Below are 23,230 nucleotides of genomic sequence, written 5' to 3' on the forward strand. Positions count from 1 at the left end.
AGATTAAAAGGATAAATCAACTCCGACATTAAACACACGTTGTACCGGATACCCCAAGCCATTGCCGCCCATTTCGATATCCCATAACTTAAAATGTGAAAAGGTGAACAGGTTTGAGGCGTTGACATAAAATCTTAATTTATTTAGGTGCAACTTTTCAACAGCTCGCTGAGAAAGCGAATAGCCAATTTCTGCTTGCTTTATCCGTAAAAACTCGCCATTCCGTAACCACCACGTACTTCGCTGTACGTTATTGGCGTGATTTTCTGTGCTCAACCTTGGCCAAAGCGCATAGACATCCGGATTCTCGACAGAGTAATGGTCGTCAGCGAAGGCCTTCATGATCTGTTTACCATTAACAAATGGTTGAACAGCGCTGGGATCAATCCAAAATGATGAGTATCCCGATCCTTGGAAGAACGCAGACACATCAAAGGATTTCCAACCGAATGAGAAACCGAATCCGTAGATTATTTCAGGTCGTGTTGGATAACCAATTGGTACTTCGTCTAAATCTGTGATTTTCCCATCTCCATTGACGTCTTTATATTTTATATCGCCTCCGATATTCGGTGTACCAAAATCCTGAGGTGGTGAATTGCTAACATCTTCGTCATCTACGAATAGCCGTTCGGCAATAAATCCCCAAGGTTGAGCAATTGAATAGCCGATTTTCGACTTCCACCATTCCTTTTCATAAATCGGCTCCTCATAGACTTTAAACTCACTATGAGCATACGTAAAGTTGCCGTGAACCTGTAGCCACATTTGACTACCCATCTGGCGATCCCAGTCAAACTGAACATCTACCCCTCCGCCTTCTGTTTCTCCGACATTCGCAACTACATCGGCAGTAAGCCCCATCGTCGACGGAATATCGGCCCGTTCCATTAAGATATTATTTCGTGTATCTTTATAAATATCAGCCTGAATATTGATTTCGTTAAACAAACCAAGCTCAAGCCCTAAATTTAGCTTCTTCACCGTTTCCCAGGTGATCTGGTTATTAGCATAGCGCGTTACGTTGATACCATTTCTGGAATGGTTCACCCGTTCACCAAACGTGGAGCCGCGATTACCGGAATTCATATTTACTTCTGAGAGATAGAAGAAACGATCTCTGGACGACCCAATCTCATCGTTTCCAACATAACCATAGGTACCCCTGATTCGAAACTCATTAACAACCGATTCGAGTGGCTTCCAAAAATCTTCGTTGGACACTGTCCACGCCACCCCCACCGAGGGGAAGAAACCAAAGCGATTCGCTGCATCAAAACGTTCTGACCCATTGTAACCGAAGTTAAAATCGAAATAATATTTCTGATCATAGGCGTAAGTTGATCTGCCGGATATACCAAAGTTCCTGTGTGGCAACGATAGCTGCAAGCTAGAAGCCCGAGCGTTTAATGCCGATTGCAAGATGGACACAACCATACCGCTAACGTGATGCTTCTCGCCAAAGGTCCGGTCATAGTTTAAAGATGATTGGAAATAAAACCGGGTATTCTGCTGGCGATTATCATCGTCCACTTGAAAGCTCAGAAATTCTGTCCCTGTTGTTTCATTAATCGGATAGATGCTGTACTCGCCCGTTCTATTGTCGTGAGAAATAATCTCATAATAAAATGGATTATAGGAACGTAGCATATCAAAGCGCGATACCCGATTGGTATTAAACATCGACCTGAATGTCAACCCTTCGGTTAAGAAGGAGAAATCTTGGTTCAGTTCCATTTGTGCGAACATCAAGGAACGTGTATAATCTTTGTAACCTCTGACCATATCCGCATAAGGATTCCGCGAAGGGCGATCAGGGTCGGATGTTCCGCCAAACATAATATGATGAACATGGGCATGTTCTGCATCCTTCGGATAATAAGGCACAAAGTCTACAGGATTCGAGCGGATCACGCGATTATAAAGTGCTTGCCCGCCGTCAATTGGGCCGTTATAATCATCGAAATTACCATTTAAACGAACAACCAGTTCGGTCGACTTCGTCAAATTCACGTTTACGTTCGCTCTCAGGGTATAACTTTTCAAATCAATGTTATTATTGAAATTGTTGATCCCATTAACTCGCAAAACGCCATTGTCTTGAGCCAACGAACCTGAAACATAGTAGCGTGCAACTTTACCACCGCCGCTTACGTTCAGGTTATATCTATGATTTAAGGTATAATCTTTAAATAACATCTCCCGCCAGTCGACCGCCGGATAGAGGATAGGAAATTTCCCTTCGCGGGTAGCGTCAATTTTCTCGTTTCGATAATAAGGTTGAGCAAACGAATTCCTCGATAATAAAGCTTCATTATATAGCTCCATAAAGGTAACCGGATCAGCTAGTTCCACACTCGTCGTAGGAGAAGACACCGAGCCTTCGGCCCGAAATGCAATCCGTGGTCTACCCTCCTTACCTTCTTTCGTTTTAATCAAAATAACACCATTCGCCGCACGACTGCCATAAACTGCGGTTGCTGTCGCATCCTTTAGAACCGAAAAACTCTCAATATCATCAGGACGTAGCCTAGCTAGCTCAGTTACACCAAACTCTACTCCGTCAATCAAAATTAAGGGATCTTTTTTACCAGTCCCGAAAGTAGACACTCCTCTGATAAAGAAATCGGCGTTATCTTGGCCCGGCTCCCCGCTACGTTGAAAACCAATGATTCCGGCAACCCGACCGGCTAATGCAGTTGTTAAGTTACTAGAAGGTACGCGCAATTCAGATGGCTTCACCGTCGTAATGGCGCCTACGACATCCGATTTTTTCTGGGTTCCAAAACCGATAACCACGGTTTCGTCTAACGTGGATGTCGCAAATGACAATTGAACATCGATAACGGTTTTGTTCTCGATCGCAATTTCCTGAGCGTCAAAGCCCACCATACTAAAAACCAAAACAGCTCCCTCAGGTACCTGTAATATATATTGTCCGTTTAAATCGGTCGTAGTCCCAATGCTATTATTGTTTTTTACATGCACAGTTACCCCCGGCAACGCCATCCCGGCACTGTCGGTCACTTTACCGTATACTTCACGGTCTGCGAAAAGCGCCGACTTCGCCGTGTGTGACGATAAGCCAACAGACCGGCTGTCGGGAGTAAATCCACTAGCTCGTCCTTCTGGAGCGTACAGAATCAATAGCGAACTGAAAATTATCAGAAACTTACACTTTGAATAAATATTGACCATAGTATCATAATTTAAATATGGAAGACAGAACAATTTTAAAAATGGTTACGTACCCGTTAATGGGACAAATATAGTTTTCCGTTTAAATGAATTAGAGCATAATTCAAAACATAACGATTACTTCATCTAAAATTAACCTATCCTATTTGAATTGTTTACGTACCCGAACCTTAATAATTATTATGAATGAAGAACATTATATTTTTAATATTGATCGTTAAAATATAAAAAACCGATTATTCTACTTAGTTATTTTTTCTTATTAGTTTTCCTTGGTTTCGGAGTCTTCTGTCGACAAATTTTAGCGGGTATTCTCTTTTCGTTCGCGTACCCGTATAATTGATTCTTGTCACTAAGATAGGATTATTTTCAGAAAATCAAGAAATAAATCATTTTTTCTCCTCTCACTCCACATGCACCACCAGCACCCAATCTTGCTGTGTATCAGTGGGTGGAGTAAAACTTTGAATGCCGCTGCTCGCTTCGTTTTTACTCCGATAGTACTCTCCGGTCGAAGGATTGAACCAATGTACAAGCTTTTTACCAGCTGCCAAACGGTCAAGATTAACCTGAATCAACTTAGGTTGTGGAAGATGAATTAGAGCATAGGTATCTTCCTCGTTCCGTGTCGCCAGTATCAAATCGCGATAATCACTACCTCTCTTAGACGCTATGAGCAGACTGTCCTCCATCCGATGCATATCAGCCTGAGAAAGAATTAAATCTTTTAAGTGGTGAATTTGGTTCGCAACTTCCGAGTCAAGCGCTTCTTTCCAATGAACTAGGGTATCACCGGTGAATACAGGTGCGTTCAGAGCAGTATCCAGAAACTGCCACACAGAGTGATGTCCATATGTGGTACCAACGCCGCCAGCAAATACGCCACGGTACATTCGAATTCGCACATCCGCCGAACTGAAATAACCCCTTCCCTCCTTTGTCCACTTGCCATCCCAGGGATTTACAGGATGATTTTCATAGCATGGCTCCATGTCCATGACCGGTTTGTCGGGGTAATTTTGCAAGTCGCTTCTGATGTAATCCCAAACCGGATAAGAACGACTGCCATGGCCACTTTGAATGGCATACATGGACAACCAATCTTCATCGTCAAACCATGCGGAACTACTTTCGCCGCTTCCACCCGTATGGTAGGTAATGAACGTCTTGTCTCCACAGATATCCGTAATCGCTTTCGCCATAGCCCGCCAAACGGGTCGATCGTCATGACGTTGACCATTCCGTTCATAAAAACCCGGACGGTCACCGCCCAGAATCCAGATAATATTCCATTGATCTTGATAGCGTTCTGCTAGCTTTTTCATATAGGTATATGCGCTGTTCTCGTCAAAAACACGAGGTCCACTCCCCCATTCATAAGCGACCTTGTCACCCCAAGTGGGCAACATGCCTATATACAAGCCACGTTTGGCCGCCGCTTTAACAACAAAATCGACATGATCCCAATAGTCGTATTCCTCAGCATCTGCGGGATTATTCCCCTTAGTCACTGCCCACTCCAGTGTATTCAGATTAGAGAAGGGGACATCACCGTAGCGGTTATCCTGCTTTAAACCGTCTAATTCCGCTAATACAACCGCTTGAATCACATTAAAACCTTGTGATTTTCGTTTATCTAAGTAGTAAATAATGTCTTCTCGAGTCATTCTATGAAACAGCTCCCACGCTGTATCCCCCATCCAAAAAAATGGCTGACCGGTACGGGTATCTTTTAGGTATTTATTTGACTCATCAACTATCATCTGCGCTGTAACCAAGGTCGTCACACAAATAAACACCAACGTTAAATAGTATTTCATCCGATTTCAATTTTTGATTAAACCCATCTCATCTTGCTAAATAAAACACGAAATCCGCTCCAACACTTTCGTCGCAGTTAAATGCAGCTCCTACCAATTCAATTAAATACGCTGTCAACACGAAATTTATTTCGCAAAAGATCCCCCATAGTTTCTAGCATAAGTTACAGATAAATAACGAAAATCCTTTAGTTTTCGACGGACATCAGACGTGTCAACCGATTAAAGTCCGTTAAATATCCGTTTAAGGTCCGTTGGACTTACGCTCTAATTTAAAGCATATAATTGGATTGTTGGCGTTTTCTTTTAACGAAAGTTGGCGGATATATGCGAAATCGGATTTTGGTACGTTGTTAGAGGTGACAATCTGTTTATTTAATAACCCAAAAAAATCTATGAAAAAATTCATATTTTTTGTGCTGATCGCAGCGACCCCTGCAATTTTCTTTTCCTCTTGTAGTAAAGACGAGGACACCAAACCTAGTCTAGTAGGGACTTGGTATATTTATCAAACAAGTATCGTTATCGATGATGAAACGGTTCATACAGAAGTGATGGAAGGCTGTGAGACTGAAAGTAATTTCTATGTTTCAGAAGATTACGCTGCGGTATATCGAGACGTTAATTGCAATGGATATACAAGTATGGAAGGAAGATATGACCCTGAATTGAATCAATTAATCCTGAAACAAGATAATAACGATTATTTTTTCGACCTTGAACAAAACAATGGCGAATTACTGGTAAGTATAACGTATACAGTAATCAGCGATGGTGTGGAAGTGGAAGAAACGGAAGTATTTCATTGTAAAAAAGGTGAACCTATGCTAGAATAACATCAAAACAAAGAATTTACACTATCCCAGAATACTTGTGGGTGGGTAATTGCAAAATAGCCCATTTTGAGTACAGATGTACCGGGCTATAATATTCCACAAATAAAAACACAACGATCTTGGAAACGACGACTGATATGATAAAAAGATCACTTATTTGAAAAATTTTATTATTTTTAGACCAGTTCGAAATCTAAATTTGAATAATCAAAACTTATTTTTATGGGAAAATTTGAAATCAAAACCAGAAAAAACGGGGAGTTCCAATTCAATTTAAAAGCCTCTAATGGTCAGGTAATTCTTAGCAGTGAAGGCTATAGTAGCAAGTCAAGCTGTCTTAATGGTGTTGAATCAGTAAGAAAGAACTCACAAGACGAAAACAAATTTGACAAGAAGACCTCAAGCAATGGGAAGTACTACTTCAATTTAAAAGCTACAAATGGTCAAATTATTGGCAGCAGTGAAATGTATGAATCTGCTTCCGGATGCGCTAATGGCATTGCGTCTGTTAAAAAAAATGCACCGGATGCCACGGTCGTTGAACTTGAATGATATCTGAGCCCACTTATCTAGCCGCAAAGATGGTTTCCTCTGCTTTGGAGGACCACTTTGCGCAACAGATCCTGCCTGGCGAAAAGACCAAGAGAAATCCTTTAGCACCTGATCAGTTTGTAATTGAAGGCATTATTGATAGTGCTTTTTGGGCTAGTCTGCGACATGAAGAAGGTTATGTGCCTAAGATATCTTTGGCTTTTCTCCCTCCAACGGTCGGTGAAGACAATTTAATATTTTCTGATAATCAGCGGTTAACACCGCATAACTTGGTTAAATTATCACCAGCAGTCATACGCCCTGGGGTTCATTTAGGGATATGGAAAGATGATGATAATTTATTCATCTGGGGGACAACGCACCGTGTCCCAGCTTCTTGCTTTGTTCTGGAGGTAATTGAGGCGGGCTTACTCATTGTTAAGCAAAAAAACATTGATATCGGTGCTAAGTTCATTAATATCGCGATGTTGAGAGGTAATCAGATTAAATTGGTAGATGAGAAACAGTGGGGACTTTTTAATGATCGTCCTGATATATTGACCGCTCTATTGGGTTTTCCGGTTTCGCCAGAACAAGGTGAAAACGCCAACATCTTGGTCGAATTTGCACTAGCTATGCGACGGCACGGACGTGGTGCTTTGATGCTGATTGTTCCAAATCATCATGATCTTTGGTTGAAGTCTATTGTCCAGCCTATAAGTTATCAATTTGATCCTCCCTATTCTGTCATCCCAGATACACTGGAGTCTGATGATAGTACATTAACGAATGGGTATCAGGGACGACTCAGACGTTCGATCGACTCAATAGCTGGTTTTACAGCTGTAGATGGTGCGACCGTCGTTACACGCAATCATCGGCTTTTAGCCTTTGGTGCGAAGGTAGCACGAATGGATGGACGAAAGCCCGTTAAACAAATTTTATACTCGGAACCCACTACCGGCGGGAAGCGAGAACTCCGCAGCATTGGCGATCTTGGGGGAACGCGACATTTGGCTGCCGCCCAGTTTGCATACGATCAACACGATGCTTTAGCGATGGTTGCGTCGCAAGATGGGTATTTTACAGTTTTTGCTTGGTCTGATGAACTTGAAATTGTCCATGCTCATCGAATTGATATGCTCTTGATGTAAAAAGCCCCCATCTGCCGAAATGGACGAAAAGAAAACCATTCCAGCAAGCGAGAGCCTTAAACGACAACCTTACGTAAACTTGAGTATTGTTCTTATGCTTTTATTTAAATACATAACGAAACCCAATTCCAAAACGTCCGGGAAGGAAGTCGCTACCACCATCATATAATGCCAGCCTAGGACGCCAATCGAACGACATAGCAAGCGGTGCATTGGTAATTTTATAATCGAGCCCCAAAGTCCCAATCAAGGAAATTTCCGAATCCGAATTGGCAAAAGAAATAGCGGGTCCAGCACCCAAATACCACTGAAGCCCGTTTGCACCGGATATGCCTTGATGATATTGATAAAGTCCTTGAATAGATGTAAAACTATCGTCAAAAAGCACAGCAGCTTCTACTGCACTATTGGCAGAGAAAAAATGCTTGATGTGTGGTCCTACCAAAGTAATCCCATCTCCGAAGTCAATCAATAATCCTCCGCCAGTTCTATACTGTGCTTGTGCATTACTAGATAACATAATAGCTGCGGAACAAATAAAAACAGCTACCCAATGTGTAATTTTTAATTTTTTCATGGTTTGGTCTTTTGATTTAATATCACAAATTTAGATGCTATACGACACTGCTACAATCCTGCGATTTAGGGAAATCTACATCCCCCTTTTTGGGGATTTTAGCTTTTAACGCGCCGAAAGCTACGGAGCTATCAAAAAACCTTATAAATTTACTGGATAAACGACTTATACTTTGACAAAAATACTCGTCCATATTCTTTTACTGTTCAGCTGCTTGTCCGCATCCGCACAGAGCATCGATAGCTTGATGCGTTTAGCCGAACTCGAACAATCCGAGACAGAAAAAGCCAAATTGTTGTTGGAGATATCGGACTACTGGTCGTATACCGACAGCACAAAAGCCCTCCGGTTTCTAAACCAAGCGAAGGAACTCGCTGAAGGCAATGACTACCTAGAAGCCGTTTCCATTTTTTATGAAGCAGGGGTTTACTTCGATCACGATATTGAGCGATCACAGCGACTTTACATGAAAAGCGCTGAACTTTTGGCTAAGTTCAAAACAGAAGAAGCTTATGAATATAAAGCTAGGCTCTGGCATAATTATGCAACACTGGATCAAGTAAGTGGCAATGATCAGTCCTTCTTGGATATAACATTGAAATACTGCATCCCTTATGCAGAGCGCTCTGGAAATAATATTTTGCTATCAGGTTATCTATCCGATGTAGGCATGGTCTTTTACAACCATAAAGCTTACGACAAGTCGATCGACTACTACAACCAAGCTATCAATCTCCTGAGCAAAGAAAAGAACGACGGTGGCAATCTCCCTCGAGCGTATGTCAATATGGCTCAGTCTCAGATATACCAGAATGAACTCAAGGGAGCTAAAGAGTCTTTGGACCACGCCTATACATTGCTGAAAGATTTTCCGGAGTCGAAAATCTTCGCATTTTACTATATGGTAAAATCGATGTATCATCGATATAATAAAGATGTAGAGCAGTCGCTTCAGAGCATCAATGAAGGTATTAAGCATGCGACCAAACTTCATGCGGACTATGACCTGTTAGGTCTTCAATATGAAAAGTATCAGGTTTACAAACTAGAGGGAAATTACACCGCGGCAAAAACCCAGCTAGAAAGTATTTTGGATAACAAAAAGTATAGCGGCCTGACCAAAAATAAATTGGCTTTTTTAATTGAATTAGCGGGAGTTGAAAAAATGCTTGGTGATTACAGGCGTGCTTACGAGCTAATCGAAGAGCATCGCTTATTGAGCGATACATTCCATGCTGAAAACACGCGTGCGAAGATAGCGAGGATGGAAGCCATGTACAGGACTTCCGAACAAGAGAAAGAGATTCTACAGTTACAAAATAAACGTCGAATAGAATCGATGCTCTTATGGGGTAGTATCTTTTTTATCATCCTGCTCAGTTGCATTTTCTATTATGCATTGAGGCAACGAAAGCGCCGTAACCAACAACAATTACATTCGTTCGAACAACAGCGCGAGATTGAAGTTGCCCATGCCCTAATGGAGGGTGAAGAACAAGAGCGATTGAGGCTGGCGCGTGATCTTCATGATGGTCTCGGAGGTATGATTACTGGGATTAAAATGAAACTAGACACAAAAGCGAGGATGATGGAAGATGAGGACCTAACCAAAGCGGTAGAGCAGTTAGATAGCACACTTTTGGAATTACGACGGACGGCGAGAAATTTAATTCCTGAAAACCTATTGAAATATGGACTGGAAGATGCATTAAAAGATTTCTGTCAGTCGCTTAATACAGAAGAAACTCAAATTACGTTTTATTGCAACAACCTATCGCCCATCCGTGATAAAAATACGCAGCTTGTATTATATCATATTATGCTCGAGTTGGTGAACAATGCTATTCGTCATGCAGAAGCCACTCATATTTTATTACAATGTACTTTGGAGGGCGATTTGCTGCTCATTGACGTAGAAGACGATGGTAAAGGTTTTGATCTGGAGACAACAAAACGTAACATGGGCCTGAATAATATTGAAATGAGAGTCGCCTACCTCGAGGGTAAAATGAATATTGAATCGCAACGCGGTAAAGGAACCACAATAAGTATAGAGTGTCATATATGAAAAAGATCCGAATCATAATCTGTGATGACCATCCGCTCATAACGGAAGGAATACACAGCTTTATAGTCCAGAAAGAAGACATGGAAGTGGTTGCCACAGCAAATAGCGGTGCCGAATTAATGGATGTTCTGCAAAAAAAGCATGCTGACATTTTATTGCTTGATGTTAATCTGCCTGATGACAATGGGGTCGATTTATGCGTGGAGGTTAAAAAGCAATATCCAGAGATGAAGATTTTAGGGCTCAGCAACTTCAACGAAAGGAGTGTTATTGTCCGGATGCTGAACAATGGTGCTTCAGGTTATTTAGTAAAAAGTGAATCGGTACAGGTAGTGGAGCAAGCCATACGTCATATCTACGAGGGTGGTGTATACTTTGGCAAAGAAGCTCAAAAAACGCTGACCTCATTAACAAAAACCGAATTATTGGAAATACCGCCGATCACGAAACGCGAAAAGGAAGTACTCCAATACCTCGACGAAGGATTAACCTCACCAATGATTGCCGAAAAAATGTTTATTAGCTCGTTGACAGTCGACAGCCACCGGAAAAATTTATTGCGAAAATTTAACGTTAGTAAAACGATTAACCTCTTACAAAAGGCCAAAGAACTCGGGATTATCTAAACTTCTCTATGTGATGTCCTTTTTCTTTTTTATATTCAATTAAAATTACATTGTTATGACATATAGAAAGACACTCACTATCCTTATTCTTGTTGCATTCGGTTTCACATTGAGCGCTTTTATGCCAACAGAAAAACAAGCAGAGCAAGAATACAGAGCTGAAAACTTAAAGGTTCTACCTAAAGACATTACCAAAGATGAGCTAGATGAAGTCATGGACGGATTCAAAGTGGCATTGGGCGTAAAATGTGGTCATTGCCATGCACCAAGGACCGACGATCCTTCGAAACTTGACTTTGCCAGCGATGCAAAGATTGAGAAAGAGATTGCACGAAAAATGATGAAGATGACAGCAAAGATCAATAAAAAGTATTTCCATCGAGTTGACGAGAAAGGCATTATGGCTAATATTTCTTGCATGACCTGTCATAATGGAAATACCAAACCCGAAATACTAGCTATTCAAAAGTAATCCTCTTGTGAGCTTTTTCTTTCGCAGGAAGTGATCCTTAGAGCAGAGGTAAATTTAGTTTATCTCTGCTGCTATCTGCTCTGCAGATGTCACACCAGCTGGTAATTTAATCACCTTCAGATTCCGGAAATGGATTTCAGCGCCTTCTGATTCGAGGCAGAGATAACCTTTTTTAATGGTCGACTGGCTAATACCGTTAACAAACTTACCATTAACGGAAAGCTTGATCGTTCCATCGACACATATCACTTCGTAGGTGTTCCATTCGCCTTTTCCTTTCGCACGATTTTCAATCGATTTGCTACGTTCACCGCGTGGGTTATCTGGGATAGTTTGCACCCCTCCCACTCCAAAAAGTTCACCATGCACATAAGCAATTGGGGGCTTTACTCCATCACGTATGTTTTGATTTACCCAATCTAATTCCAACATCTGAACTTCAACACCACCTGGCAAGCGATTTTCGCCGGGTTTCGCATCGCTCCATACGAACATACCAGAATTTCCTCCGGCTTCCATATGTCGCCATTCGACATGAATAATGAAATTTTCATACTGCTCAGCCGAACGCATGACGCCAATAGGTAGTCCTTCACAGATAAGCAGGTCATCTTCAATCCGCCAAGTTTCCGGCGTTGTATTCACATCAATCCATTGAATTGTTTTGCCTTCATTCACATCCCCGGCCAAAAGATCATAATAATCAATTTCAGTTCCAAATTGAATGCTAGAACTTTGCGCGAAAGCGCTATGTACTGTACCTAGTAAAAACAGAAGTACAGCAGTACACAATCGTGTTTTCATAATTTGAATCGGTTAACTTTAGCTTATTTTCGTCACGCCGGGAACGGCAATTGGAGGCATATCAATCTTCAGATCCCAGGTATAGCTGGCAACATCAGGACCTAAGGTTTTTGGAGAGTTCAACGCATCTTCATAAGTAATTAACTGCCCGGTATAGCCGACCATCCGGCCCCATATAGCTAACAGCGTACTATTAGACATAAAATCACCATCGTTAATCGGCTTTCCATTTCTTATGGATGCGAAAAGCTCATCATGCTGGGTTTGATACATATTGTTTCTAGGACCAGTATATTTCCAGGGACTCTGCCCGGTAATTTCATATTGGCTGCCGATATTTACAAGAGCACTTCCCGTCGTACCCATCACGTCAACGCTATTTCGGTTCGTTGTACCAGCCTGCTGACGCGTAAAATGGTAACCCTTAGCACCATTAGCGTATTCAAATTCTACAGCGAAGTGATCATAGATATTTCCATATTTTGGATCGACACGTACCTGACGTCCTCCAGTACCAATGGCTTTGATTGGCATGACATCACCCATAGCCCAAGACATCATATCCAAACTATGCACGGCTTGTTCTACAATAAAATCGCCTGACAACCAATTGTAATAATACCAGTTTCTCATCTGATAAGTCATATCCGTCCAATCAGACTCACGAGGAAAATACCAAGCCTCGCCACCGTTACGAAACGTTGTAACTGCCTTTATATCGCCGACACTTCCATCTAATACTTTTGTAAAGACTGCTCTATTGGAATTGTCATAACGAAAACAGAACCCCGACACGAGTGACAGGTTTTTCTCTTTAGCTTTTTTAGATAATTCTATCACCTTTCTTACGCCTGGAGCATCTACGGCTACAGGCTTTTCGCAGAAAATGTGCTTATTTGCGTTGACCGCCGCTTCTAAGTGGAGTGGGCGAAATCCGGGCGGCGCCGTCAATAACACAACGTCGACACCGGAATCAATTACTTTTTGGTAAGCGTCAAAACCGATAAACCTCTTCGCTTTATCAACTTTAAGTTGTTTTGGATTTATTTTTTCTAAAGATGCATACGACTCATCCAACCTATCGGGAAACACATCACCCATAGCGGTAAGTTCGACATTTGGGTCAGCCTTCATGGCTTGTGCTGCCGCGCCGGTACCACGCCCCCCGCATCCAATCAAACCAACTTTAATTACTGATCTCTGCGATGCGAACGTTGATGCAGAAGCGGCAAGCGGACTCGCTAAAGAACTACCTAACAATACCAGTCCGGAGTTTTTAAGAAAGGTTCTTCTATTTGATTGGTGAAAGCTGTTTGTCTTTTTATGCATATTTATATTTTAAAACTGATTTTTAAATCTTTTTCCTAAGCCCTCGGCGCATTCACGGCGGTTGCATCGAGCATAAAGTTATGCAAATCAATGTTTTTTACAAATTGTGGAAGTTGATCGGCACCTGGACCGTACATCATTAGCTCGACAAAATCAGACGAATGTCCTGTTGAGCCAAAGGCTACTCCAGTATATTTCGATGCGATTCGTGCAAAAACATCAACCGGTACGCTTTTGGCGTTCGCTCCCTGATAGTAACGCAATATCTCTTGGGCTTCTTCTTGATTTATCGCAAAACCCTGTGCAGCATGAATGTGATCAATCAACTTAGAAGGTGTATAATCTGGTTTAATACGGTTGATCACCCAGTTATTACTTTGTTTAACTGTCTGCAATAGGTCAAACTTTTTATCACTCGAAAACAAACCAGGGTTTCCATTACCATGGTCTGTTGTGATTATAACAAGTGTTTCACCGTCTTTCTCAGCAAAGTCGATCACATCAGCTATTGCTTCATCGAAAGCGATTTGTTCGTAAATCAATGCCGGAGCATCGTTAGCATGAGCGGCCCAATCAACCGCGCCGCCTTCAATTTGCATGACAAAGCCATCTTTATTTTGGCTTAAACGCCTTATTGCGGCTCTAGTCATTTCAGCCAAACTCGGAATACGGTTTGTTAAATCTTTGCTTGATTGTACATCCACCACATAAGGGAGACCTCCCTTATGAAAAACTCCTAAGAGCGGCGACCCCGACGTAGATGAAAGCCCTTGAAGCTCTCTCCTGCTTTTTACGATGGTATATCCTTTCTGTGCGAATTTCTGGAATAGATCTACCGCATCTTTTCTATCCTCTTTACTGAAAAATTCAGTTCCAGCACCCATCATCACGTCAAATTCAAGTTTCAAGTATTCTTCGGCTATAATAGGTTGATCATTTCGGCTAGCGACATTTACACAGAATCCTGCCGGAGTAGCATGCGTTATCGGCACACTGGTTACGCAACCGACCGATTTACCAGCCTCCTTAAACTTTTGTAAAATAGGTTTATTGAATGAACCATCGGGATTTACATTCAAAGCGCCGTTATTTACACGAACTCCACCACCCCAGGAAGAACTCCCAGCTGCAGAATCTGTTACTAATGCGTTAGCCGAAGCTGTGTCCATCAATGCTCGGTTAACAGTTCCCTTATTATAAAGCGACATCCAATTAGATGATCTTCCTTCTTTACGCCGGAGCATCAAATCAGCTAACGTGAGGGTTCCCATACTCATCCCATCGCTGACCATAAATATGATATTTTTGGCTCGCTTCCCTTGCTTGGGCAAATTGCTATGTCGACTATTATCTCCGGCCAACAGATCAAACGGTGAAAGTAAACCAGCACCAGCTGCAATCAGCGATCCTTTTTTAAAAAACGTTCTTCTTTTCATGTTAAAAATATTTTTATTACAATTTAGCACATAGTGAGGTTGCACATAGCTCCCTATGCGCAAAGATTGTTTATTAGAATGAAGAGCTTGTTAACTGAATGTTAATGTAAGATGAAATAAGCTATATTAACTTATTCTTCCGTTAATATCGCCGCTACGCGTCCAATTTGACCATCCTCTAAGCGAACCTTAATACCCCGAGAATGTACTGGAGCGGATGTTAAAATGTCTTTTACTCTACCTTGTGTTTGCTTACCACTGTGTTGATCTTCTTTCCGAATAATAGCAACAGCTAATCCGGGATGAATATTTTTTCTATTTTGTCCGTTCATAATCTATTTCCTTGGTTGTTCCTAGATATTAAAAATTCAGAATATCAAAAATATAAAAATTATCCGGATGTTTCCACGCTTTGTATATGTTTGAGTACACATACAGTAAATTTATTCAAAAATTATGTTGCTGTAAATCAACACAATACGAGACGGATGCAAATTTTGGCGTGACACTTGCAGAGAGCTTGGTGTTTTAAACAACAAAATTTAGAAACTATGAAAAAATTATTCTTATCTGCAATTGCAGTTCTTTTTGGATTTGGAGCTTTTGCTCAAGAATTAGGATATGGATTTAAAGCGGGTGTAAACTTACCGAATTATAATTTCAGTAACAGTGATTTAGAAACTGAAAGCACAACCAACTTTCATGTAACAGGTTACTTAGATGCACCTATTAACCAAATGTTCTCGATCCAACCAGGGGTATCTTTACAAGGTAAAGGTGCTAAATTAGAAAATGAGATGGGTAGCTGGAAACAAAACACCATGTGGATTGAAGTACCTGTTAACGCCGTTGCGAAATTCCCAACAATGGGCGGAGGTAACTTCTTCTTAGGTGCCGGTCCTTATGCAGCCTTCGGTATTTCAGGTGAAAATAAAATCGAAAGCGGTGATTTTGAACTAAGCGATGAATTTGAATTTGGCAAAGACGGAACTCAAAAGGGAACCGACTTTGGTGTAAACTTCCTTGCAGGATATCGTTTAGGAAATGGTTTAACACTGGGTGCAGGATATGGTTTAGGTTTAGCTGATATCGCTCCTGATAATAGTTCGGACATTAAACAAACTAACCGTGTATTATCGTTCTCAGTAGGTTACGAACTATAAAATTACGTTAAATAACACCTACAAAAGGTCGTTTCGAAAGAAACGGCCTTTTTTTGTAATTTTGCTTAAGGAATTACGTTATATTGCACTGTAAAGAAAATAACCATACATGTATAAGTCCAGTTATAAACTCCTACTCTTGGTATTGGCGATTGTTTTTATTCCCTTGTTAAGTCAGGCACAAAAAAACGAAATCAATCACTTCATTGTAAAAGAGACTCTCGTGAAAAACGGAAAACTGGCAATTATTGCGACCGACTCGCTGGAAAACCCGTTAGACTATATAAACGGGACATTCCAATTCACGGTCAATGGTTTTACATCCGGGTTGGAATTTTCGGACGGGGTAGCAACAACAAAAAACGAAGTAGAACATTCCACCTTTGCTTTTATTAAACACGTGAACACTTCCGGTTCGCACGGTCAACTATATTATCTCAATAAAACCGAGAGTGGAATAGACGTGTTTCAGATCAGTTGGATATGGCTTATTCTTGTGCCAGTCGTGCTCATCTTACTTGTGATGATGTTTCGGAAACTTTTGACGGTAGCGATTATCGTCTTCCTGATATTTTTATATTTTAACTACAGGCAAGGGCTCGACCTCAGTACTTTTTTTGAAACCATTGTACACGGTATCCAAAATCTATTCTGATCTTTATACAATCGCCAGCGTTTAGAAAGGCATTCCAATTCCAAAATTATATTGGATAAAATTGTACTTATCAGGGAAATTAGTTTCGTAATATCGATCTCTGAAGTCTTTATTATCAAATAATTTATTAATTACCCAGCGATCAGAACCCACAAACTGAGGGTCTCTTATCTTTGCAGCAACATCAAGGCGGAAGACAAAATAGTCAAGATCAAAACGAAAACCAAAGCCACCACCAATGGCAATTTGATCAACAAAGCTATTCCACTTGAATTGCCCTTCAGGATTGACCCCGTTATCGCGCAAACGCCAGATATTTCCTGCATCTATGAAGGTAGCTCCTTTCAGCTTAGCTCCCCAAAAGTTATTCAAAATCTTAAATCGGTATTCAATATTCGCTTCAAGCTTGATCTCACCTAACTGATCTAAATTTCTAAGGTTTAAGCGTAAGGAATCTGGCAAAACCGAACGGTTATATCCACCCGGCCCCAGTGTTCTGGCTTGCCATGCACGGATACCATTCATTCCACCACCATAGAAGTTCTTCTCAAAGATTAGAAAATCTTGGTTATTACCATAGGGTACCGCAATCCCCGGGTTGAGGCGAAAAACCAGCTGCTTTTCACCGCCGAAATGTTTATAATAGCGAAAATCGGTCTCTACTTTTGTATACTGAAGGAATGGGACGCCAAACAAGGTTTTCTCTCCACTTTCGTTCTTATCAAAGTTCACCAAAGAACCGAGTAAGCTCAAACTGTTTCCGCTTAGATCGAGCGTTCCTCGAAAATAAATAAAATCCTCGAGCGTATTTAGTCTCACGCTATTGTAGGTATAAGCATATTGACTACCTAAGCCGAAATAAGCGCGGTCGTTCGTTTCAATATAAAGACGATAGCCTTCCCTATCCAATTGTTCTTTAAAATCAGGAGCGAGCCGGCCCACCCGATACTCTAATAAAATTGGTGTTACCTGATGTAGTTTATATTTTGTTTCATTCCAGGCATAGGAAATTGAATTAATGAAATAACGATTAGAATACGTGTCCTTCTGATCAAAAATTTGCCAGTTACTTGAAAAAATAGTCCTCGGCATACCATTTCGTCCAATCACAGGAATGGAAAAAGGCACTAACAAACGGGGAACGGTTAGTGTGGCCCCCAATTGCAGGTCACGATTAAATACACGATCTAGCAAGTGACCATCGAGCTCAGAATCGAAAAGAACACCAAACTGTGCTTTCAGTTCCAATTGCTCCGCACCACCGAACAGATTTCGGTTAGTATAGGTATTACCGATATTAAATCCGCTTCTGCCGGAGTTAAATGTATATTCGCCTTCGATCCGATTTGCCATTCGCTTTAATGGCACCAATTCATAGAAAGCATTTAACCTTGTTGAATCTGACTTTTCGAAATTGACCTTAATACTCTTAAAGGCGTTTAGTTCGTAAAGACGATCATAGGTTAAATTTTCTGAATCGATATTGTAGATATTCCCTTTTTTAAGAAAGATATAACGACCAATCGGCTGAGGTCGAAATTTCTTGCTGTGGTCCGTATAGTGCATACCTCGTCTAAGGGTATCTACAGCCGGATCCGCTATTGTTGAATCAGCACTCGTCGTAATTTCAACGAAACTACTATCAATTCTGTAAACAGTATGCTCAGTCTTATTCTCCGGGTTGTCAATAATTAGTTTTAAATCTACAAAATTGCCGGCTTTATTAGAATCAACTTCAAAGCGAATATACTGTCGCACAAAATCATAATAACCGATGCGCCGTCCGAGGTTATATAAATGTTCCCGAACGATTACCAATGAATCAGAATCATAACGCATGCCCGGACTCAATAATTTTACCGTATCTCGAAAACGATGATAAAACGAATCGAGACGTTGATCTTCTATTTGTGTTGTTAGATTTTCAATATAAAAAGGATCGCCTTGGTCAACTTGAAATACGACATGCGCTTTTTGCTTTTTTATGGCGATAGAATCATCTACAGTAGCGTTGAAATAGCCCTTGGTAAACAAGAAACGTTCAATCTGGCTTCTCGATATTTCTACAAGCGAGCTATCGAGAATACTGGGTGCTTCTCCCACATTGCGAATATCGCTTGTCCGGTAATGTCCATCCTGCCCGTTTGCAAAATTGTAGATAAATAAATTGATAGGTGAGTTAGGACGTATTTCTTTTTGGATATATTCAGATGCAGCCTCCTCAAAACGTGGTTCAATACCGTCCAACTTGACCTTTGTGACCAGCACCTGATCATCCTCCAGCAACTTAACGGAGCGACAAGATGTAACAAATAGCACGAAAAGCGCTATTATTGTAAAAAAATATAACTTAGAAGTTGATAATGCTCTCAAAATCTCAAATAAGTCTAATCAAATCACTTCAATTAAAAAAATACCGTCGGGCTCATAAACTTTTTATCGTCGAAGGCTTTAAATCCATAACGGAGTTTTTTAACGAAGATTATACTCTACACAGTTTATACTATCTTCCTGAACTCTCGTCAAAAATGCTCAAATTTCCGGATAAAATAAAAGGAATAGAAGTTTCTTCCCAGGATTTAAAAAAAATCAGCACATTAACTACACCCCAAGGCGCGTTAGCTCTATTTCAAATACCAGACCACAAACTCCATTTACCTACATTGAAAGGTCAATTTACCATGGTGCTCGATTTTGTGCAAGATCCAGGAAACTTGGGTACGATTATTAGAACTGCTGATTGGTTTGGGATGAATACGATAATTTGCTCTGACGACACAACTGATGCCTACAGCCCAAAGACTGTTCAGGCTACCATGGGCTCCTTAGCACGGGTAAAACCGGTTTACTGCGACTTGGTTAAGTTATTAAGCGAGACGAATTTAAATAGCTATGCGGCGATGTTAGACGGAAACTCGCTGTATCAAACCGACTTTCAAGATGAAGGTTTGATTGTTTTCGGCAACGAAGGCCACGGTATCCGAAGGGAAATAGCACCATTTATAAAACACAAAATAACGATCCCGCGGATCGGACAAGCCGAATCTCTGAATGTTGCCACCTCGTCTGCTATTATTTGTTCAGAAATCTACAGAAAAACAAAAAAAACTTAGGCATACAAGATTAATTTACTATTTTTGCATTCCTTTACAGGTAAGGGTCGGATGGCCGAGTGGCTAGGCAGAGGTCTGCAAAACCTTTTACAGCGGTTCGAATCCGCTTCCGACCTCGTTAATAAAAGAAAATATAAAAAAACACAACAATGGGAGTTACACGTTTAAAAAGAAAAGATAGAAGAAATAAAACAACTGCCAAAAAAGAAGTTCAGTTCCTAAAATTAGGCCGTAACATTGAAACTGGCAGTCGTTCAGAAATGCCAGCTACTGCGCAGATCGTTAAAAACAATGCTATCCTAGACAAACTAGAAGCAGGTTTAAAAAAGTAGATTTAAAACTACATTTGATAAGGTAATAAAAAAGGCTGAAGAAAGTTCCTTCAGCCTTTTTTATTACCTTATTTTCGTTATTCTTTTTCCTTGTTTACTATTCTTTCTTTGCTATACGTTTGCATATTTGCTTCACTAACTGAGGGCCTTCATAAATTAGGCCCGTGTATACTTGCACCAAACTAGCACCTGCTTGTATTTTAGCTAGCGCGTCCGCCGCGGAGTGTACCCCTCCTACTCCGATAATCGGGAACCGGCGATCTGACTTTTCAGCAAGATATCGAATGACTTCAGTAGATCGGACCGCCAACGGCTTGCCGCTAACCCCGCCGGCCTCATTAATTAATGAAGCATTACTTTGTAGACCTTCTCTTTCGATGGTTGTATTCGTGGCAATCACCCCTGCAATTCTTGTATCAACAACAATTTCTACAATATCATCTAATTGGCTATCTGTTAAATCCGGTGCAATCTTAAGCATAATAGGCTTTGGCTTTTCGTGCTTTTCGTTGCGTTGCTGGAGGGTGTTAAGGATGTGTTTAAGCGGCTCTTTTTCTTGAAGGTCACGAAGTCCGGGTGTATTCGGCGAACTTACATTGACCACAAAATAGTCGACATAGTCAAATAGCTTATCAAAACAGATGACATAGTCATTTACAGCATCCTCGTTAGGCGTAGTTTTATTTTTTCCAATATTCCCACCGACGACCAGACCGTCTCGTTCCGTAAAATATTTTAATCGTAATGCTGCAACGTCCACTCCCTGATTGTTAAAACCCATACGATTGATCAACGCGCCGTCCTTAGGCAATCTAAACATTCTGGGTTTATCATTGCCCGGCTGCGGTCTGGGAGTTACTGTCCCTATTTCGATAAAACCGAAGCCTAGAGATGCCATTTCTTGTATGAATTCCGCATTTTTATCAAAGCCCGCCGCTAAACCTACCGGATTTTTGAACTTAACGCCAAAAACAGTTTGTTCCAGGTTCGGATTTTCATACGAAAACGAAGCCTTCATTAGCTTCTTTGAGCCCCATATTTTTAAAAATGTTCTGAGTCCGCCAGTCACCGTATAATGTGCTGTCTCTGGATCTAATGAGAAGAAAAGCGGTTTGACCAATTTATACATGGAGCAAAGATAGAAACTATTTAAATTTAAAAATTGTACTTTTGCAGCGAAATGATATCAATCAATAATTTAACTTACGAGATAGGTGCGCGGGCTTTGTATGATGAGGCAAATTGGCATATAAAACCTGGTGAAAAGACGGGACTAATAGGTGCAAATGGCACGGGTAAAACAACGCTTCTTAAGCTTATTGTAGGCGAGTTAATGCCTACATCGGGGACTATTTCCATGGCTAAAGGTCTGAAAATTGGGTACCTAAATCAGGATCTTTTATCATATCACTCTGAAAAAAACATTCTACAAGTATCGATGGAGGCCTTTGAAAGGCAAAATGAACTGCATGATCAAATAGAGGCGCTCCTTAAAAAACTGGAAACCGACTACAGTGAAGATATCTTACATAAGCTGAGCGACAAGCAAGCAGAATTTGAAGCCTTAGACGGTTATAACATTGAGTACAGAGCGGCAAGTATTCTCGCGGGGCTGGGCTTTGATGAAATGGATCAGCAACGACAGCTGTCGGAGTTCTCAGGGGGGTGGCGGATGCGTGTAATGCTAGCAAGGATTTTACTTCAAGCTCCGGACTTACTGTTACTCGATGAGCCGACAAACCACCTAGACTTACCTTCTATTCAATGGTTAGAAAGCTATCTTCAAGCTTTTGAGGGAGCGGTGATCATCGTTTCGCACGACCGTTATTTCTTAGATCGGGTTATTGAAAAAACAGTAGAATCCAAACGTGGAAAGCTGAATGTCTATGCGGGTAACTATAGTTTTTATCTACAAGAAAAGGCTCAACGTGAGGAAATACAAAACAACCAATATAAAAATCAGCAGGCGAAGATTAAGCAAGAAGAAAAGTTAATTGAGCGATTCCGAGCGAAAGCTAGTAAAGCAAAGATGGTTCAGAGCCGGATTAAGGCCTTGGACAGGATGGACAAAGTGGACGCTGTAGACGATTACAACCCAACGGTGAACTTTAGTTTCCGCTTTAGCAAACAGTCTGGACGCCATGTTAAAACCTTAACAAAAATTAGTAAGTCATACCCAGGTGTACCGATTTTGAAAAACACAGAAGGGCTAATTGAAAAGGGAGATAAAATAGCCTTAATTGGGGCAAACGGTCGCGGAAAATCTACGCTACTAAGGATTATAGCGGGAGCAGATACCGACTTCGAAGGTCAGGCGGAATCGGGACATAATGTAACACAGACGTTCTTCGCACAGCATCAATTAGAAGCGCTGCATTTAGAAAACGAAATCTTACAAGAATTGCAGGCTTTCGCACCCAAACATACGGAGACTGAACTTCGAACAATTTTAGGCTCCTTCCTATTTACCGGCGATGATGCTTTTAAGAAAATAAAAGTACTGTCTGGAGGAGAAAAGTCGCGGGTTGCCCTAGCTAAAGCATTGACTGCCGATGCAAACTTTCTATTATTGGATGAGCCTACAAACCACTTGGATATCCAATCGATTAACATTTTGATCCAAGCTTTGAAACAGTACGAAGGTACCTTTGTTGTTGTATCACACGACCGCTATTTGCTTGACAACGTGGCAAATAAGATCTGGTATATTGAAAACCAGCAAATAAAAGAATATCCTGGGTCTTACCAAGAATATGAAGAATGGCGGATTGCGAAAGAAAATAAGCAAACCCAAAAAGAAGAAAGTAAAGAAAAGAAGCCCAAAAAAGAGAAGAAAAAAACGACGAGTAATCATTCAGACAAAAAAATGGACCGGGAACGCCAGAGTTTTAGTTTGAACAAGGACTTAGAGCGTTTAGATAATGAGATTACACTAGCCAAAAAGGAATTAGAAGATATTGAGAAAGAGCTAAGTAACCCAGCGATTTATCAGGAAGAAGACAAACTTAGTGAAGTCAACGATCGGTATACAAAGAAAAAATCGAAATTAAGTTCACTCCAAGAACAATGGGAAGTCATCGCCGACAAAATCTTAGAGCTTGAATAATTAAAAACAC

Annotated in this window: 20 protein-coding genes and 1 tRNA gene; 12 read left to right on the forward strand and 9 right to left on the reverse strand. The window is 40.9% G+C overall.

What is annotated here, in order from left to right; translation table 11 throughout:
• Positions 1–3 precede the first annotated feature (3 nt).
• Positions 4–3,198: a SusC/RagA family TonB-linked outer membrane protein gene (locus WKR92_RS02120; protein ID WP_375556182.1), complete on the reverse strand. Its 3,195-nt coding sequence runs from the start codon at positions 3,196–3,198 to the stop codon at positions 4–6.
• Positions 3,199–3,602: 404 nt separating this feature from the next.
• Complete coding sequence (locus WKR92_RS02125; protein WP_375556183.1) at positions 3,603–5,018, reverse strand: glycoside hydrolase family 140 protein; 1,416 nt, start codon at positions 5,016–5,018, stop codon at positions 3,603–3,605.
• Between the two features lie 395 nt (positions 5,019–5,413).
• On the opposite strand from WKR92_RS02125, the gene WKR92_RS02130 reads away from it, so the two are divergent.
• The 3 genes from WKR92_RS02130 (at position 5,414) to WKR92_RS02140 (ending at position 7,539) form a co-directional block, all read left to right on the forward strand.
• Positions 5,414–5,854 carry a lipocalin family protein gene (locus WKR92_RS02130; RefSeq protein ID WP_375556184.1) on the forward strand — a complete coding sequence of 147 codons (441 nt, stop codon included), beginning with the start codon at positions 5,414–5,416 and terminating at the stop codon, positions 5,852–5,854.
• A 222-nt stretch (positions 5,855–6,076) separates the two neighbouring features.
• Positions 6,077–6,406 carry a YegP family protein gene (locus tag WKR92_RS02135; RefSeq protein ID WP_375556185.1) on the forward strand — a complete coding sequence of 110 codons (330 nt, stop codon included), beginning with the start codon at positions 6,077–6,079 and terminating at the stop codon, positions 6,404–6,406.
• On the forward strand, positions 6,403–7,539 hold the full coding sequence (locus tag WKR92_RS02140) for a putative sensor domain DACNV-containing protein (RefSeq protein ID WP_375556186.1): 1,137 nt from the start codon (positions 6,403–6,405) through the stop codon (positions 7,537–7,539). The genes WKR92_RS02135 and WKR92_RS02140 overlap by 4 nt, the downstream gene beginning before the upstream one ends.
• A gap of 100 nt (positions 7,540–7,639) precedes the next feature.
• On the opposite strand, the gene WKR92_RS02145 is transcribed toward WKR92_RS02140, so the two are convergent.
• Entirely contained in the window at positions 7,640–8,116 is a 477-nt protein-coding gene (locus tag WKR92_RS02145) for a hypothetical protein (RefSeq protein WP_375556187.1), read from the reverse strand.
• A gap of 172 nt (positions 8,117–8,288) precedes the next feature.
• Between WKR92_RS02145 and WKR92_RS02150 the strand changes: the two genes are divergently transcribed.
• Genes WKR92_RS02150 through WKR92_RS02160 form a run of 3 tightly spaced genes read left to right on the forward strand, consistent with a single transcriptional unit; the run spans position 8,289 to position 11,282 of the window.
• Positions 8,289–10,184: a tetratricopeptide repeat-containing sensor histidine kinase gene (locus WKR92_RS02150; RefSeq protein ID WP_375556188.1), complete on the forward strand. Its 1,896-nt coding sequence runs from the start codon at positions 8,289–8,291 to the stop codon at positions 10,182–10,184.
• A complete protein-coding gene (locus WKR92_RS02155; RefSeq protein WP_375556189.1) occupies positions 10,181–10,810 on the forward strand; it encodes a response regulator in 630 nt (209 codons plus the stop codon). Before WKR92_RS02150 ends, WKR92_RS02155 begins: the two co-directional genes overlap by 4 nt.
• Positions 10,811–10,865: 55 nt before the next feature.
• Positions 10,866–11,282, forward strand: coding sequence for a c-type cytochrome (locus tag WKR92_RS02160; RefSeq protein ID WP_375556190.1), 417 nt, complete (start codon positions 10,866–10,868; stop codon positions 11,280–11,282).
• A 54-nt stretch (positions 11,283–11,336) separates the two neighbouring features.
• Here WKR92_RS02160 and WKR92_RS02165 read toward each other — a convergent pair whose 3' ends face one another.
• From WKR92_RS02165 to WKR92_RS02180, 4 genes are all read right to left on the reverse strand, one after another.
• Positions 11,337–12,086, reverse strand: coding sequence for a 3-keto-disaccharide hydrolase (locus tag WKR92_RS02165; RefSeq protein WP_375556191.1), 750 nt, complete (start codon positions 12,084–12,086; stop codon positions 11,337–11,339).
• Positions 12,087–12,104: 18 nt separating this feature from the next.
• The gene (locus WKR92_RS02170; RefSeq protein WP_375556192.1) at positions 12,105–13,415 is read right to left on the reverse strand and encodes a Gfo/Idh/MocA family protein; all 1,311 of its coding nucleotides are present in this window, start codon (positions 13,413–13,415) and stop codon (positions 12,105–12,107) included.
• A 35-nt stretch (positions 13,416–13,450) separates the two neighbouring features.
• A complete protein-coding gene (locus tag WKR92_RS02175; protein WP_375556193.1) occupies positions 13,451–14,851 on the reverse strand; it encodes an alkaline phosphatase in 1,401 nt (466 codons plus the stop codon).
• Between the two features lie 131 nt (positions 14,852–14,982).
• On the reverse strand, positions 14,983–15,183 hold the full coding sequence (locus WKR92_RS02180; RefSeq protein ID WP_375556194.1) for a YwbE family protein: 201 nt from the start codon (positions 15,181–15,183) through the stop codon (positions 14,983–14,985).
• 219 nt (positions 15,184–15,402) lie between these two features.
• Here WKR92_RS02180 and WKR92_RS02185 point away from each other — a divergent pair, with 219 nt between their 5' ends.
• Both WKR92_RS02185 and WKR92_RS02190 read left to right on the forward strand, forming a co-directional pair.
• Positions 15,403–16,014, forward strand: coding sequence for a porin family protein (locus tag WKR92_RS02185; RefSeq protein WP_375556195.1), 612 nt, complete (start codon positions 15,403–15,405; stop codon positions 16,012–16,014).
• A 109-nt stretch (positions 16,015–16,123) separates the two neighbouring features.
• Entirely contained in the window at positions 16,124–16,669 is a 546-nt protein-coding gene (locus WKR92_RS02190; protein WP_375556196.1) for a hypothetical protein, read from the forward strand.
• Between the two features lie 21 nt (positions 16,670–16,690).
• Here the strand turns inward: WKR92_RS02190 and tamL are convergent, their stop codons facing one another.
• On the reverse strand, positions 16,691–18,988 hold the full coding sequence (gene tamL, locus WKR92_RS02195; RefSeq protein WP_375556197.1) for a translocation and assembly module lipoprotein TamL: 2,298 nt from the start codon (positions 18,986–18,988) through the stop codon (positions 16,691–16,693).
• Positions 18,989–19,032: 44 nt separating this feature from the next.
• Between tamL and WKR92_RS02200 the strand changes: the two genes are divergently transcribed.
• From WKR92_RS02200 to WKR92_RS02210, 3 genes are all read left to right on the forward strand, one after another.
• Entirely contained in the window at positions 19,033–19,782 is a 750-nt protein-coding gene (locus tag WKR92_RS02200) for a TrmH family RNA methyltransferase (protein ID WP_375556198.1), read from the forward strand.
• 45 nt (positions 19,783–19,827) lie between these two features.
• Positions 19,828–19,898 (forward strand) — tRNA-Cys (locus WKR92_RS02205).
• A 33-nt stretch (positions 19,899–19,931) separates the two neighbouring features.
• Complete coding sequence (locus WKR92_RS02210; RefSeq protein WP_375556199.1) at positions 19,932–20,114, forward strand: spore protein; 183 nt, start codon at positions 19,932–19,934, stop codon at positions 20,112–20,114.
• 97 nt (positions 20,115–20,211) lie between these two features.
• Here the strand turns inward: WKR92_RS02210 and WKR92_RS02215 are convergent, their stop codons facing one another.
• Positions 20,212–21,243: a quinone-dependent dihydroorotate dehydrogenase gene (locus tag WKR92_RS02215; protein ID WP_375556200.1), complete on the reverse strand. Its 1,032-nt coding sequence runs from the start codon at positions 21,241–21,243 to the stop codon at positions 20,212–20,214.
• Positions 21,244–21,294: 51 nt separating this feature from the next.
• On the opposite strand from WKR92_RS02215, the gene WKR92_RS02220 reads away from it, so the two are divergent.
• Positions 21,295–23,220: an ABC-F family ATP-binding cassette domain-containing protein gene (locus WKR92_RS02220; protein ID WP_375556201.1), complete on the forward strand. Its 1,926-nt coding sequence runs from the start codon at positions 21,295–21,297 to the stop codon at positions 23,218–23,220.
• Positions 23,221–23,230: the final 10 nt, after the last annotated feature.

It is taken from the genome of Albibacterium profundi, from assembly GCF_042159835.1.
Lineage (GTDB): Bacteria > Bacteroidota > Bacteroidia > Sphingobacteriales > Sphingobacteriaceae > Albibacterium > Albibacterium profundi.

Bases quoted from the DNA above. Each gene is read 5' to 3' on its own strand.
- WKR92_RS02160 (WP_375556190.1), top strand. From the start codon at position 10,866: ATGACATATAGAAAGACACTCACTATCCTTATTCTTGTTGCATTCGGT.
- WKR92_RS02155 (WP_375556189.1), top strand. From the start codon at position 10,181: ATGAAAAAGATCCGAATCATAATCTGTGATGACCATCCGCTCATAACG.
- WKR92_RS02220 (WP_375556201.1), top strand. From the start codon at position 21,295: ATGATATCAATCAATAATTTAACTTACGAGATAGGTGCGCGGGCTTTG.
- WKR92_RS02185 (WP_375556195.1), top strand. From the start codon at position 15,403: ATGAAAAAATTATTCTTATCTGCAATTGCAGTTCTTTTTGGATTTGGA.
- WKR92_RS02190 (WP_375556196.1), top strand. From the start codon at position 16,124: ATGTATAAGTCCAGTTATAAACTCCTACTCTTGGTATTGGCGATTGTT.
- WKR92_RS02135 (WP_375556185.1), top strand. From the start codon at position 6,077: ATGGGAAAATTTGAAATCAAAACCAGAAAAAACGGGGAGTTCCAATTC.
- WKR92_RS02215 (WP_375556200.1), bottom strand. From the start codon at position 21,243: ATGTATAAATTGGTCAAACCGCTTTTCTTCTCATTAGATCCAGAGACA.
- WKR92_RS02120 (WP_375556182.1), bottom strand. From the start codon at position 3,198: ATGGTCAATATTTATTCAAAGTGTAAGTTTCTGATAATTTTCAGTTCG.
- WKR92_RS02170 (WP_375556192.1), bottom strand. From the start codon at position 13,415: ATGCATAAAAAGACAAACAGCTTTCACCAATCAAATAGAAGAACCTTT.
- WKR92_RS02125 (WP_375556183.1), bottom strand. From the start codon at position 5,018: ATGAAATACTATTTAACGTTGGTGTTTATTTGTGTGACGACCTTGGTT.
- WKR92_RS02140 (WP_375556186.1), top strand. From the start codon at position 6,403: ATGATATCTGAGCCCACTTATCTAGCCGCAAAGATGGTTTCCTCTGCT.
- WKR92_RS02165 (WP_375556191.1), bottom strand. From the start codon at position 12,086: ATGAAAACACGATTGTGTACTGCTGTACTTCTGTTTTTACTAGGTACA.
- WKR92_RS02145 (WP_375556187.1), bottom strand. From the start codon at position 8,116: ATGAAAAAATTAAAAATTACACATTGGGTAGCTGTTTTTATTTGTTCC.
- WKR92_RS02210 (WP_375556199.1), top strand. From the start codon at position 19,932: ATGGGAGTTACACGTTTAAAAAGAAAAGATAGAAGAAATAAAACAACT.
- WKR92_RS02200 (WP_375556198.1), top strand. From the start codon at position 19,033: ATGCTCTCAAAATCTCAAATAAGTCTAATCAAATCACTTCAATTAAAA.
- WKR92_RS02180 (WP_375556194.1), bottom strand. From the start codon at position 15,183: ATGAACGGACAAAATAGAAAAAATATTCATCCCGGATTAGCTGTTGCT.
- WKR92_RS02130 (WP_375556184.1), top strand. From the start codon at position 5,414: ATGAAAAAATTCATATTTTTTGTGCTGATCGCAGCGACCCCTGCAATT.
- WKR92_RS02175 (WP_375556193.1), bottom strand. From the start codon at position 14,851: ATGAAAAGAAGAACGTTTTTTAAAAAAGGATCGCTGATTGCAGCTGGT.